The sequence below is a fragment of the Parapedobacter flavus genome (assembly GCF_035818675.1).
Taxonomy (GTDB): domain Bacteria; phylum Bacteroidota; class Bacteroidia; order Sphingobacteriales; family Sphingobacteriaceae; genus Parapedobacter; species Parapedobacter flavus.
Genome location: NZ_JAYKZZ010000029.1, coordinates 22,034 through 35,929 on the forward strand (window position 1 = coordinate 22,034; position 13,896 = coordinate 35,929).

Genomic DNA, 13,896 nt, shown 5'->3' on the forward strand with positions numbered 1-13,896 from the left:
TTAATTATCGGCAACATATTATTTTTTTGAAAGATCCTGTATACGGGGCTCCCCGCCGATTTCTTCTTGTTTCTCCGCTCCGGGCAGCTGGATATCAATTTGCCGCTCTAGTTCTTCCAAGTCCACCGGCATTTCCGGAGCGGTATCCGGGAGCAGTATCGGCGCAATAGAATCCGTGTCGGTGCGATCGGGCTGGATAATACGCGGACTCGGACAATTGTATTTCCGATTGATCTCCACATCGGGTTCGGGGAAAGCCCCGTAGTCATAGGCCAGCGAATCGTCGAGGTAGAGCCGCTCCATAAACTTACCGAATACGGGCAAGGCTGTTCGCGACCCCTCACCCGTTTGCGAATTCTTGAAATGGATACTGCGCTCGTCGCACCCGATCCACACGCCGGTGACCAGGTCTTTTGTAACGCCCATATACCAGCCATCCACATAATCTGATGAAGTACCGGTTTTCCCGCCAATCTGGTTGTTTTTCCGCCACAGATCCCATTCCCACAGGGCTTGGGAGGTCCCTCCCGGTTCTTCCATCGTACCCCGTAGCATATAGCCCATCAGCCAGGCCACCTCTTCACTCATCACCCGTGTTGCTTTGGTGTTGAAAGTCACGACAGTGTTTCCGTGATAATCCACAATTTCAGATACCAGCACGGGCGTTACTTTCTCTCCTTCGTTCATAAAGGTCGCGTAGGCGTTTACCATTTCAAAAACACTCACATCGTTCGAACCCAGGCTCACCGAGGGCACCGATGCCAGTTCGCTGGTAATACCGCAACGGTGTGCGGCATCGACCACCTTATCCCACCCCACATCTTCCGTCACCTGGGCCGTGATCGAGTTGACAGACCGTCCCATCGCCCAGCGCAGCGACATCTCCTGTCCCGTGAATACCCAATCGGCATTCTTAGGCTCCCATACTTTTTCCTCGCCGTTCTCTACGTAGTTAATGCGTACGAACTTGTCCGTGTATTTGTCACAGGGCGACATGCCGGCCTCCAATGCCGCCAGGTAGGCGAATGGTTTAAACGTGGACCCGGCTTGCCTTTTTGACTGAACCACGTGGTCGTACTTATAGTATTGATGGTTAATGCCACCCACCCATGCCTTTATTTCCCCATTATACGGGTCCATGGTCATGAGCCCGGCGTTGAGCATCATGGCGTAATGCGCTAGTGAATCCATACTGGAGTATTGCACCTCCCGAGGGCCATCCCATGTAAACACTTCCATCGTTTTGGGCAAATTGAGGTAATAGAAAATGCTATCGCTGTTGCCGGCGTATTTTTCATCCAACTGTGCATAGTATGTCGTCCCTTCGGCCAATCCTTCCAAAAAGCCATCGATTACCTTCCCATCCGCATCGCGCCACGGCATTTCACCGCGCCAGACATCTTCGAGCCGTTGTTGTAAAACCGCCATCTGATCGGCTACGGCTTCTTCCGCGTGGTGCTGGACCCGCGAATCTATCGTGGTATAAATCTTCAACCCATCCACGTAAATATCGTAACCGTTTGCCGTGGCCCAGTCGTCCACCCAACGCTCAACCGCCGTGCGCAGATACGAATCGCCACTCCCCAGTTCATCGGTCTCCCCCAGGCGGAGCACCAGCGGTTCCGCTTTCGCTGTTTCATAAGCCGCGCTGTCCAACATCCCTGCTTTATATAGCTGCCCCAGCACGACATTCCGACGTTCGAGTGAGCGCTCGGGATTACGCACCGGATTATATCGCGTCGTTCCCTTCAACATTCCAACTAGCACGGCCGCTTCGGTGGCGGTCAGCTCAGATGGTTCTTTATTGAAGTAACGTCTTGCTACGGTTTTGATGCCGTATGCGTTGTTACTGAACGATACGGTATTGAGGTACATGGCAAGAATATCTTCTTTGCCATAATTGCTTTCCAACTTGTAGGCGGTGAGCCATTCCCTGAGCTTGAACACCAGCACACCGACGCCGGGCACACGCCCCAGCAGACCGGTTGATTGCTTATAACGTGTGCGGTACATGTTTTTAGCCAATTGCTGCGTAATGGTACTGCCTCCACGGGGATCGCCCTGTAGGGCCGAGGCTATACTCGAAAAAATAGCGAGGTAGTCGACGCCGTTGTGACTGAAAAAACGGATATCTTCCGTCGCCACCAACGCATTTACTACGTTGGCAGAAATACTATCGTAAGGCACGGGAGAACGGTCTTCCTTAAAATAACGACCTATGAGTACGCTATCGGCGGTGTATACCTCAGATGCGATATTCTGGATGGGCTTACGGATATCCGCAGCTGTGGGCGAATAGCCAAACAACCAAAGGAAATTTACCTCTACCATACACACCAGCACAATCGCGGCATAAATGCCGATAACGATATAGCGTATGTAGCGGTTTCGTATCTCCTTAAACATGGGGTAAAGATGACGATTTGTTTTGATAATATATACGGGATTGTCTGGCTTCGCGCTACATTTACCCTTTCGACTCATTGGCAAAACCCTATATTTCAAGTATTTTAATTCACCATGATGAAATCTAAAGTTACCGATAAATTCGGGGGCAGGTTAGAAATGCTTCTCGTTCTTGCTGATGATTTCTTCATCCCACGGCACGTCTTTTTGATGGGGTGTGCTCCGGATCGGGCAGTTTTCAACACGGCAGTAACTGCAGCAGTTTGGAATACAAGGATCTGCATGGATAAACAGCTCGGTATCGGCATGTAGGTGGGTGTTCACCAGTTCGTCTATGGCAGACACCTCATCATGCACCCGGTTGAGGTCGTAATAATTGGGTAAGGTTACATGGCAGTCGATATGGAGTTCGTGGCCATACCGCTGAACACGGAGGTTGTGTACGTCTATCCAGTCGTCTTCGCGGTGCTGTTGTAGTATTGCCGCAATCTCGCTAACCAACTTAGTGTCCGATTCATCCATCAACCCAGCGATTGATTTACGAAGCAGCTTATAGCCGCTCCAGAGGATGTACAGTCCCAACCCCAGCGAAAGCACAATATCGATCCACACCTGTCCGGTAAAATACATAACCAGCAGGCCAACCAACAACCCTACCGTGCTGTAGGCGTCGGTCTGCAGGTGCTTGCCATCGGCTTGCAGCGTCAGTGAGTTGAGTACACGGCTTTGTCGCACCATGTAGCTGCCAAGGACAAAATTGGCGATGCCGGTAAAAGCGATCAGCCCTATACCGCTCATCAGATTGCCCACGGGTTCGGGAAAAAAGATCTTATAGCCGGCATTCCCAACGATGAGCACACCAGCAATCAAAATGAGCCCCCCTTCGAGGAAAACCGAAAAAAACTCCACCTTACCATGGCCATAAGGATGATTGCTGTCTTTCGGCCGCGCAGCCAGGGTGATGCTATAAAATGCAAAGCCCGATGCGACAACGTTGACGATGCTTTCCATCGCATCGGTCAGTATCGCATTGGAGTTGGTAAGCAGATAGGCTGTAAACTTCACCAGCATCAGCACGATACCAGTGGCCAGTGCAATGCGAATGATGTTTTTTTGTTTGTTCAAACCCTGAATTGTTTACGCAAAGGTAGTGAAATCGGTAGAACTGCTTTGAAGTTATCCCATCGGCAAAATTTCACCTGAATTTGTAACAATTAATGCGCAACTTTTCCTAAGTTTGCCCCCCATGAGTACACCATCTATTCTCTCCGACAGGATTAACAACCTGTCCGAATCGGCCACCTTGAAAATGACGAAGTTAGGTCGTGAATTGGCAGCTAAAGGTATCCATGTGATCAGCCTCAGCGTGGGCGAACCGGATTTCAATACGCCGGACCATGTGAAGCAGGCTGCGAAGCAGGGGCTTGACGAAAATTATACGCGTTATTCGCCGGTTCCGGGCTATCCCGACCTGCGGAAAGCGATTGTAAATAAACTGAAAACAGAGAATAACCTGGATTACGATGTATCGCAGATTGTGGTTTCTACCGGAGCCAAGCAATCCCTATCCAACACCATCCTCACGCTGATTAATCCGGGTGATGAAGTAATCATCCCTACCCCCTATTGGGTATCGTATTCGGAAATGGTTACGCTGGCCGAAGGGAAATCGGTATTTATCAACGCTACCATAGAAAGTGACTTTAAGATCACGCCCGAAGAACTGGAAGCCGCCATCACACCCAAGACCAAATTATTCATGTTTTCGTCGCCCTGTAACCCCACAGGCAGCGTATATAGCAAAGGTGAGCTTGCAGGGTTGGCACGTGTGTTTGAAAAGCACCCGAACATTTATATCATTTCCGATGAGATTTACGAACACATCAACTTCATCGGCAAACACGAATCCATTGCACAGTTTGAAAGCATCAAAGACCGCGTCATTTTAATCAATGGTTTTTCGAAAGCCTTCGCGATGACCGGTTGGCGGCTGGGCTATTTGGCAGCAAGCAAGGAAATTGCCGCTGCTAACGACAAGCTACAGGGTCAAACCACCTCCGGCACATGCTCCATTGCCCAGCGCGCAGGAATTGCGGCTTATGAGCAGGGATTGGAAACCGTACTGGAAATGAAAAATGCGTTCGAACGGCGCCGCGAACTGGTGTATAACCTATTGAAAGACATTCCGGGCGTGAAAACGAACCGGCCACAGGGTGCATTTTATTTCTTCCCCGACATCAGCGCGTTCTTTGGCAAAAAAGACCCGCAGGGCAATACCATCAAGGATTCAGCGGACCTGGCGCTTTACCTGCTCAACGAAGGGCATGTGGCTACCGTTGGCGGTGATTCATTCGGCAACAACAACTACATCCGGATTTCGTACGCGGCATCTGACGATGCGCTCAAAGAAGCCCTCCGGCGGATAAAAGAAGCGTTGGGTAAGTTGGTTTAACTTATTTACTTACTCCTAATCGCCTCAACGGGATCTAATCGTGCCGCCATGGCTGCAGGTATGATACCGGCAATGAGACCAATCAAGGTGGAAAGTACAATGGTAAGAATAACCATGCCCACATTGACCACAATGGCTAGGTCGAAGGTGATCTTAACCAAAAAGGCAAGGAAGTAAACAATAGATAAGCCAGCTAACCCACCGATAATACACAGGGCTATTGCTTCAATAAGGAATTGAGATAGAATGAAATAGTTCTTGGCGCCCAGAGACTTCTGGATGCCGATAATATGGGTACGTTCCTTAACCGAAACAAACATGATGTTGGCAATGCCGAAGCCACCCACCAAAATAGAGAAGACACCAATAAAACCTCCGGCCATATTGATGACACTGAACATGGCATCCAATTGAGCGGTGATAATGGTGGTTTTATTGAGTGAGAAATCATCTTCCTCCTGTGGGCTGAGCCGGTGAATAGACCTCATCGTACCGCGCAACTCACTTTCGGTTTCATCCAGCGAAATGCTGGGCTGTGCGCTCACCATAATATAGGAATCGGCGCGTCGGATATTGATTACGTTGCGACCGAAATTGAGTGGAATGAGAACGGTGTTATCCATTGACACGTCAAATATCATCCCCTCACCTTCTTTTTCGAAAATCCCAATAACGGTAACTTTCCGGCCCAGTACCTTGATGGATTTGCCGACCGGACTTGCACCACCGGGGAACAGGCCCTCGGCGATGGTGGCCCCGATGACGGCGACATTGCTGCCCCGGTCGGATTCGGACGCCGTAAAATACCGGCCCTCCACGATTTCGAGCTTACGGATATCATACAAATCGTGCGAAGCGGCCGAGACGGTAATCCCAGAAACATTGTTGTTACCATATTGGGCCATACGATTGCCCACATCGATATTGAACGTGATGGCTTCGGCCGTGGTCATCCGGTCGCGCAAGGCATTGAAGTCGCGTATGTCGGGATCCGGGCGGTTCACGTATTTCCACCAAGGATATTCCTCGCCACCGCCCCAAGGCCATTTTTGCACATAAAGCGTTTTACTACCCAATTTCTCCACGCTGTTCTCCAAGTTGGCACGCAGGGTGTCTACCGCCGAAAACACGCCGATGATGATGAGGATACCGATGGTTACACCAAGCAACGACAGAAACGTTCGCGTGCGGTTTTCGCGCAATGCTGTAAACGCAAAACCAAAACTCTCGCCGATTAACCTCAGAAATAACATCATATCTAATAAGACGACTCAAATCGCATTTAGTTACAGCCAAAAATACACATTATAATATTAAATAATTTCCTAACTTTGCACGCTAATTTACACGGTTGGCATATCGGTATGCCGCCATCTAAAATTCACGTCAACAATGAAGCTATCACAGTTTAAGTTCAATTTACCTGAATCGCTAATTGCCTACGAACCGGCCGACCATCGAGATGAATCACGATTGATGGTACTCGACCGCAAAACAGGGAAAATAGAGCATAAGATTTTTCGGGATGTGCTGGATTATTTCGACGATAAGGATGTGATGATCCTCAACAACACCAAGGTTTTCCCTGCCCGGATGTATGGAAATAAGGAAAAAACCGGTGCCACCATTGAAGTGTTCCTTTTGCGCGAATTGAACAAGGACCTTCGCCTTTGGGATGTTTTGGTAGATCCCGCCCGTAAAATCCGCGTAGGAAATAAGCTGTATTTCGGTGAAGACGACCTGTTGGTAGCCGAAGTGGTAGACAACACCACCTCGCGTGGCCGTACTATCCGCTTCCTGTTTGACGGTACGGACGAAGAGTTCCGTCGCAACATCGAAGTGCTCGGCGAGACCCCCCTACCCAAGTACATCAAGCGTAAAGCAACGCCGGAAGACAAATTCCGCTACCAAACTATATTTGCCAAGCACGAAGGTGCCGTGGCTGCTCCTACCGCCGGACTTCATTTCAGCCGCGAACTGATGAAGCGCTTGGAGTTGAAAGGAATCGAGTTTGCCGAGGTTACGCTCCATGTGGGGCTGGGAACTTTCCGCCAGGTGGAAGTAGAAGACCTCACCAAACACAAAATGGATTCAGAGCAGTTTTTCATCCCTGAAGAAGCTGCTAAAACAGTGAACAAAGCCATCGACGAAAAAAGACGCGTCTGTTCGGTCGGCACCACTTCCATGCGAGCTATCGAATCGGCAGTATCTGCCGACAAGCACCTCAAACCGGCAAGTGAATGGACGAGCAAGTTCATCTATCCGCCATACGAATTCAGCATCGCCAATAGCATGATCACCAATTTCCATACGCCCGAATCAACGCTGTTGGTCATGATCGCAGCTTTTGGTGGCTATGAAAATGTGATGAATGCCTACGAAGTTGCCGTTAAAGAAAAATACCGTTTTTATAGCTACGGCGACGCCATGTTGATCATATAGGTTCATATCAATCCCGAATGCCATAGCTAAACATGAATTATGCGATTATTGTAGCGGGGGGAACGGGTAGTCGCATGGGCGCCGATATACCCAAGCAGTTTCTGCTGCTGGATGGCCTTCCGGTGATGATGCATGCCATGCTCGCTTTCCACCGTAGTGGCAGTTCACCGCAAATCATCGTGGTCTTGCATCCATCGCTACGCGACGACTGGTCGGCACTATGCGAAAACTATCGTTTTACCGTACCTCATACCGTGGTGAATGGTGGGAAAAGCCGCTTCGAAAGTGTAAAGAATGGCTTATCTGAGATAAAATCGACGGGGGCTGACTTGACACACAGCATAATTGCGGTGCACGATGCCGCCCGACCGCTGGTGTCGACTACCCTCATTGATAAAACTTATCAGCAAGCTGCTCGCACGGGTGCGGCTGCACTGGCTAGACCGAGTACCGATTCCGTACGGATAACAAGTGAAAACGGATTGAAAAACAATGCACTACCCCGATCTTACGTTTACTTGATGCAAACGCCGCAGTCGTTTAACGGCGCTATCCTTTGCGATGCGTATGAGCAGGATGAAGACCATTCATTTACCGACGACGCATCGATAGTAGAAAAAAAAGGGTATCCCATCACGTTAGTGGATGGAGATACCCATAATATCAAAATCACCTTTCCCGAAGACCTCCATATCGCTGAAATCCTTCTGGGGAAAAGTACCTAGGCCGCGCTTCGGATGACGCGCAATAAAATCGCGATAATCGCGATTACTAACAAAACGTGAATAATCCCGCCTGTTACATAGCCACCAAAGTAGCTGATTGCCCAAACAATCACGAGGACTACTGCAATGATATAAAGCAAATTTCCCATAATACTGAGGTTAAATTTTAACAATCATCTACTATAACACCAGCAATCACAAAAGGTTTGCGTAGGCTGCAATCAGCTATCAAGAAATCGAGAGTTGCAAGCCGTCATAAGCGAGGAAAATGCCATCTGGCAGCGCCGCCTCAACCTCACGATGTAGGCCGAGCCGATGGCTAATATGTGTGAAATAGGTTTGTTCGGCACCGATTCGTTGTGCGAATGCCACCGCTTCGTCTAGGGTAAAATGCGAAATGTGCGCCTCGTGTTGCAGTGCATTGACGACCAAAACTTTGGTGCCATTTATCTTTTCGACTTCCGTATCGTCCACGGTTTTCGCATCAGTAATGTAGGTGAAATCGCCAATACGAAAGCCCAAAACCGGCATCAAATAATGCATCACCTCTATAGGAATCACTTCGTGGTCGAACAGCCGGAAGGGCGTGGACGTGATTTCATGCAGGTTGAGCATCGGCACACCCGGGTACCGCTTTGCTGAAAAAGCATAGTAAAATTCGCGTTGCAGCGCTTCGTGCACATCCCGCGTACCATAAATATCAACAGCTGCACCCCGTTGCCGGTTGAAAGCGCGGACGTCGTCCAACCCTGCCACATGGTCTTTGTGCGAATGGGTAAACAGTACAGCATCCAAATGGGTAACACGCTCACGCAGCATTTGATAGCGGAAATCCGGCCCGGTATCGATTACCAGGTTTTTGCCTTCCAATGCGATCAATACAGAAGACCGCAAGCGGTTATCCTTCACATTTGATGAGGTACACACCGCGCAGTCGCACGCAATGACCGGAACACCTTGGGACGTACCCGTACCTAAAAATTTAACCGTCAAACCGTGAGTCTAGTTTGTTTGATACTTCGTAAAAATTGCCGCTGCTTTTCATCCAATTCCGCATCGATGGTTGGCATATCCCTTAGGATACCCACGAGTGAGCTGATTTTTGTTTCTATGTTTGAAAACCGATTGACCACCACCACCTTACTGTGTTCAAGCATGCAGGCCGCAGTTTTGAAATTACCTTTTTCATAACGCACTTTATAGCCTAAGTCTTTCAACAAGGTTTCCAGTTTATCAAGGCTATGTTGTGTATTAGATATCAAACGCAATCAGATTTCGATGTGCCAAAATACAATTCATCCTACGAAATAGCAAAGTCGATTTATCAACACGGCCGCGCTTCTCAACCGTGCCTCAATACCACGCGCTTAAAAAAATCTTGCATGAATCCGAATCCATAGGCACAAAGTTGGATAAATGAAGCGACCACGCCCAACAACGCCACAGTTAACCGCTTGGTCGACACGAGCGCGTGGATAAAAAGCAACGCCGTGTATATACCGAGTAATAGGTTACCCACCATCGCCAGTAGCCCAATACACGTGGCAGTAGGAGCATCGGATACCGCGTACCATAAATTGAACAGCAACAAAGCAATTAAAAACAGAGCGAACAAAGCCGGCAGAAAATGAACGAACTTGAGCTCAGCAGGAAAGTGTTTGTAAATATTAATACGCGCACGACCGAAAAAATGCAATTGCTTATAAAACTGTTTGAAATCCGTTCGCCGCTTGTGGAACACTACCGCATCGGGGATAAGCCCAATTCGAAAGCCCGACGCCTGAATACGGATACTATATTCGATATCCTCGCCGAGCCGGGCGAGTTTGAACCCGCCGACCCGCTCCCATACTGCTCTTGACACGCCCATATTGAAGCTGCGCGGATGAAACTGCCCGACATGCTTCCGGTTGCCGCGAATGCCACCCGTGGTAAACGGAGAGGTCATGGCGTAACTGATGGCCTTCTGTATAGGGGTAAAAGAATCGTGGGCCGCATCGGGGCCACCATAGGCATCGAGCCATGTCGTTGCCAGAAAAGCAGCTACTGTCGCCAGGTAATCCGGTGGAATTAAGCAGTCTGAGTCAAAAACGACGAAATAATCCCCTTTGGCCTGTTCAAAACCGAAATTACGGGCAAACCCCTGCCCTGCATTCGGCTTAACGTAATAATGCACATCAAGCCGCTCCCGATAAGCCTCCACAACCTGCCGGGCATCGATCGTCGAGCCATCTTCGATGACCAACACCTCAAAAGACGAATACGTTTGGTTGGTGAGACTATCGAGTAGTTCACCAACTTCTTGCGGTCGGTTATAAAGGGGAATGATTATCGAGAAAAACATGGATTAAATGACTTTCTCTATTTGATAATTGTTACGGTCTACACCGTTTCTGGAAACAAGCTCGGCAACAAATCCCGTAAGGAACAGTTGCGTACCGATAACGATAGCGATAAGCGCAAAGAAAAACAGGGGCTGATCGGTTACATTCCGATAAGGGCTTTGGTTAGCAATGCTCACCAGCTTCTCCACCACGAGCCACACGGCAATAACAAAGCCGGTGAGGAAACTCAGCACCCCCATGGTGCCGAAAAAATGCATGGGCCGTTTACCGAATTTGCCAACAAAAAAAATAGAAAGCAAATCCAAAAAGCCCTTGATGAATCGTCCCGGACCGAATTTCGTGGTACCGTATTTACGGGGGAAATGCTGAACGACCTGTTCATCGATACGCCGGAAGCCTGCCCATTTGGCAAGCACCGGGATGTAGCGGTGCATCTCGCCATAGACCTCGATGCTCTTCACCACCTCTTTCCGATAGGCCTTCAATCCGCAGTTGAAATCGTGCAGGTTGTGGATACCCGACATGCTCCGCGTCACCGCGTTAAAAAGTTTGGTGGGCATTGTCTTACTGAGGGGATCATGGCGTTTCTGCTTCCACCCCGACACCAAGTCAAACTCATCCTGCGTAATGCGGCGGTATAACTCGGGAATTTCGTCTGGGCTATCCTGCAAATCGGCATCCATGGTAATGATCACGTCGCCCTGCGCCGCAGCGAAGCCCACGTTTAGCGCCGCAGACTTGCCGTAATTTCGCCTGAACTTGACCGCGGATATTTTCGGATTCATGACCTTTAGGCCTTCGATAACCGTCCATGAACCGTCTGTACTTCCGTCATCAACCAAAATAATCTCGTAACGGAAACGATGGTCGTCCATCACACGCCGAATCCATGCCGTAAGCTCCGGCAATGATTCCGCCTCATTATATAAGGGAATGACAACAGAAATATCCATCAAGATCTACTGTTCCTGATCAACCGGCGCAAAAACCGGGCGTTCGCGTTTGAAAATAGCGGCAAAAATAAGCGCGCCGATGAAGTAAAAAATCGCGATGACGGCCAATATCATCGTAAACTCTTTAAAGCCCGGATCAATAAGCATTTTAGACCATTTCTCCGATCGTGCTATCATCTCATCAACCTGATCTTGGTCGCTGGTCATCTGTTCGGCTTGTACAACGGCTTGGTTTCGGGCTTCTTCCAAACGCCATTCAGTATAAGATGGTTCAATCCATTTGCCAAACGCGGTGGTAAAAACCGTAAAAATAACCACTTGCACGAAGAACATCAGGAAAATATTACCTAAGGCCACGCGGAACGACCAATAGCCACCTATTTTTTTACGAAGGTCTATCGTAAAATAAATGGCAAGACCAATACCGATTGCCATGGTGATAAAGCTAAAGGCTGGGTTTGCCATCAATGTTGGCGATGCATAATATACCAATAGGAAAATAATGATATTGATTACTGCCCAGATCAGTGCATTAGTGAGAGCCGCGCGCTTTGCGCTCACCTTTTCTTCGGTATTCGGATTTGTTGTCATGGTTATGTGTGTTTATTAATGATGATAGGCTACCAATAATCCGTATACAGCATTATCAAACGCCGGATTGGCACTGTCCGTTGTATATGCTGCCAAGTCGGCATCTGTTGGATGTTGTTCATAAAAGAAACTCATTATCGGATAGAACAAGTCGGCAAGCTCTTGGTTTTTGGGAATCGTAGCCGCAACCTTCGCTATTTCGTCATACGCACTATCCACCAACAGCTGGTTAGCAATAATCGGTTCATAAATGCGGTGTTCATCTTGGAATTCGTCTTCATCTACCAATAAAAATTCCTTGAGGTAATCGTCTAATTGCGGCTCGATCTGTTCATCTGCACATTCGCGGAAATAGAGCAGCAGGTTAAGCAATTCCGTGCCCCGGTCAATGGTCTGCTCCTCAATCGCGTCCCACGCTTCCGACTCCAGATAATCGCTTTCCAGCTTTTCCACATCGGCGGCAAAGAAATTCATCAACAGGAGGTCGAAGGTGATTTCTCGCAATTCCTCAAAACGGGGGTGGTTGTCAAAAATGGCATCAGCTCGTGCCACTTTGTCTAAAAAGGCGCTATCGCTTTCAAATACGTCAACCAGCGGAATAAGTACGGGCGACACTTCCATTTGCGTTGCCTCGGCATAGTCCTGCAGGCATTTCCCAAGCGCGTTGTGAATATGTTGGTCCATTAGATTTGTGTGTTTGCTATTTGACGTTTATTGAACACCATTGTTACGGCCCCTTTAAGGGTGCTGCCGAACAGCGGACTATTACTTGATTTGGAGTAGTTTGTTTGCTGGTCGAAACGCCATTCCCTCTCGATATCAAACAAAACGAGGTTGGCGGCAGCACCTTCCTTAAACTCGGGGATGGGCAGTCCCAGAACACGCCGCGGACCAATGGCCAACTTCTCCACTAACTGCTCAACTGTCAATCCCGCTTGGAGGGCTAATGGCAGTACGGTTTGCAGTCCAACGATACCTTCTGCAGCAATCTGAAATTCGACCTCCTTATATTCGATCTCGTGCGGGGTGTGTTGGGATACGATGGCATCGATGGTGCCGTCCTTGAGGCCCCTGAGAAGCGCCTTGCGGTCTCCAGCTGTACGAAGCGGCGGACTCACTTTATAGTTACTATCGAAGCCGACAACCAGCTCGTCCGTCATCACCAAGTGGTGGGCCGCTACTTCACAGGTAACGGATATGCCTCGTGCCTTGGCCCGACGGATCAGATCTACGCTTCCGGCGGTACTGATGGTAGCAAAGTGGATTGGCGCATCGTTATATTCGGCTAGGTACAAATCGCGGGCAACCATCAGTGCCTCTGCTAAGTTCGGATTACCGCGCATCCCAAGGTACGTACTGGTAATCCCCTCGTTCATCTTTGCACCGGCAGCGACGGACACATCTTCGGGATAGGATATAATACGACCGTTAAACCCCTTACTATATAGCAGCGCCCTACTCATCAACCCTGCCTGTTGCACAGGTTTGTCGCCGTCGCCGAATGCTACCGCCCCTGCCAACTTCATATCATACAACTCGGCCAGTTCTTCGCCCTGGCGTTTTTTACTTATCGTACCGATAGGATACACATCTACAAGCAAGGATTTGGCGCGATTCACGATCAACGCCACTTCAGATCGACTGTGCAGTGACGGCTGGGTATTGGGTTGGACAGCTACACCCGTGAACCCTCCGGCAGCTGCAGCGGCGCATCCAGACACGATGTCTTCTTTGGTCTCTAGTCCCGGCTCGCCGAAATTCACGTTCATATCAAAAAACCCCGGTGCCAAGTATTGTCCTTTTGCGTCAACAACGGTCTGGCGATTGCCATCGGCCTTGATGCGTGCAGCAATTTTGGTAACCACGCCCTCTTTAATCAACACATCCCGCTCATGGTCACGAAATGGCGTGTCGGGAAAAACAATTTTGGCAGACTTGATGAGTAGGTTATCCATGGATATCGTAAAAAAACAAAAGGGGTG

The 13,896-nt window shown here is 49.1% G+C and carries 14 protein-coding genes; 3 read left to right on the forward strand and 11 right to left on the reverse strand.

Going from position 1 to position 13,896, the window contains the following annotated elements:
• Positions 1-18: 18 nt before the first annotated feature.
• Positions 19-2,406 carry a transglycosylase domain-containing protein gene (locus U9S71_RS18850; protein WP_326329298.1) on the reverse strand — a complete coding sequence of 796 codons (2,388 nt, stop codon included), beginning with the start codon at positions 2,404-2,406 and terminating at the stop codon, positions 19-21.
• 153 nt (positions 2,407-2,559) lie between these two features.
• On the reverse strand, positions 2,560-3,531 hold the full coding sequence (locus tag U9S71_RS18855) for a cation diffusion facilitator family transporter (protein WP_326329300.1): 972 nt from the start codon (positions 3,529-3,531) through the stop codon (positions 2,560-2,562).
• A gap of 121 nt (positions 3,532-3,652) precedes the next feature.
• Here U9S71_RS18855 and U9S71_RS18860 point away from each other — a divergent pair, with 121 nt between their 5' ends.
• Positions 3,653-4,858, forward strand: coding sequence for a pyridoxal phosphate-dependent aminotransferase (locus U9S71_RS18860; RefSeq protein ID WP_326329301.1), 1,206 nt, complete (start codon positions 3,653-3,655; stop codon positions 4,856-4,858).
• Positions 4,859-4,863: 5 nt separating this feature from the next.
• Here the strand turns inward: U9S71_RS18860 and U9S71_RS18865 are convergent, their stop codons facing one another.
• Entirely contained in the window at positions 4,864-6,111 is a 1,248-nt protein-coding gene (locus U9S71_RS18865) for an ABC transporter permease (protein WP_326329412.1), read from the reverse strand.
• Positions 6,112-6,250: 139 nt separating this feature from the next.
• Here U9S71_RS18865 and queA point away from each other — a divergent pair, with 139 nt between their 5' ends.
• Entirely contained in the window at positions 6,251-7,300 is a 1,050-nt protein-coding gene (gene queA / locus U9S71_RS18870) for a tRNA preQ1(34) S-adenosylmethionine ribosyltransferase-isomerase QueA (protein WP_326329302.1), read from the forward strand.
• A 32-nt stretch (positions 7,301-7,332) separates the two neighbouring features.
• Positions 7,333-8,025, forward strand: a complete 693-nt coding sequence (locus tag U9S71_RS18875) for a 2-C-methyl-D-erythritol 4-phosphate cytidylyltransferase (RefSeq protein ID WP_326329304.1) — start codon at positions 7,333-7,335, stop codon at positions 8,023-8,025.
• Here U9S71_RS18875 and U9S71_RS18880 read toward each other — a convergent pair.
• The 8 genes from U9S71_RS18880 to U9S71_RS18915 form a co-directional block, all read right to left on the reverse strand.
• A complete protein-coding gene (locus tag U9S71_RS18880; protein WP_326329305.1) occupies positions 8,022-8,174 on the reverse strand; it encodes a lmo0937 family membrane protein in 153 nt (50 codons plus the stop codon). The genes U9S71_RS18875 and U9S71_RS18880 overlap by 4 nt on opposite strands.
• Before the next feature lie 79 nt (positions 8,175-8,253).
• The gene (locus U9S71_RS18885; RefSeq protein ID WP_326329306.1) at positions 8,254-9,018 is read right to left on the reverse strand and encodes an MBL fold metallo-hydrolase; all 765 of its coding nucleotides are present in this window, start codon (positions 9,016-9,018) and stop codon (positions 8,254-8,256) included.
• Positions 9,015-9,287 (reverse strand): hypothetical protein, encoded by a 273-nt coding sequence (locus tag U9S71_RS18890; protein ID WP_326329307.1) that lies wholly within the window; start codon positions 9,285-9,287, stop codon positions 9,015-9,017. The genes U9S71_RS18885 and U9S71_RS18890 overlap by 4 nt, the downstream gene beginning before the upstream one ends.
• 80 nt (positions 9,288-9,367) lie before the next feature.
• The gene (locus U9S71_RS18895) at positions 9,368-10,369 is read right to left on the reverse strand and encodes a glycosyltransferase (protein ID WP_326329308.1); all 1,002 of its coding nucleotides are present in this window, start codon (positions 10,367-10,369) and stop codon (positions 9,368-9,370) included.
• A gap of 3 nt (positions 10,370-10,372) precedes the next feature.
• The gene (locus tag U9S71_RS18900; RefSeq protein WP_326329309.1) at positions 10,373-11,323 is read right to left on the reverse strand and encodes a glycosyltransferase family 2 protein; all 951 of its coding nucleotides are present in this window, start codon (positions 11,321-11,323) and stop codon (positions 10,373-10,375) included.
• Positions 11,324-11,329: 6 nt separating this feature from the next.
• Positions 11,330-11,914 (reverse strand): DUF4199 domain-containing protein, encoded by a 585-nt coding sequence (locus U9S71_RS18905; RefSeq protein WP_326329310.1) that lies wholly within the window; start codon positions 11,912-11,914, stop codon positions 11,330-11,332.
• 15 nt (positions 11,915-11,929) lie between these two features.
• Positions 11,930-12,598, reverse strand: coding sequence for a hypothetical protein (locus tag U9S71_RS18910; RefSeq protein WP_326329311.1), 669 nt, complete (start codon positions 12,596-12,598; stop codon positions 11,930-11,932).
• Complete coding sequence (locus tag U9S71_RS18915; RefSeq protein WP_326329312.1) at positions 12,598-13,869, reverse strand: dihydroorotase; 1,272 nt, start codon at positions 13,867-13,869, stop codon at positions 12,598-12,600. The genes U9S71_RS18910 and U9S71_RS18915 overlap by 1 nt, the downstream gene beginning before the upstream one ends.
• Positions 13,870-13,896 lie beyond the last annotated feature (27 nt).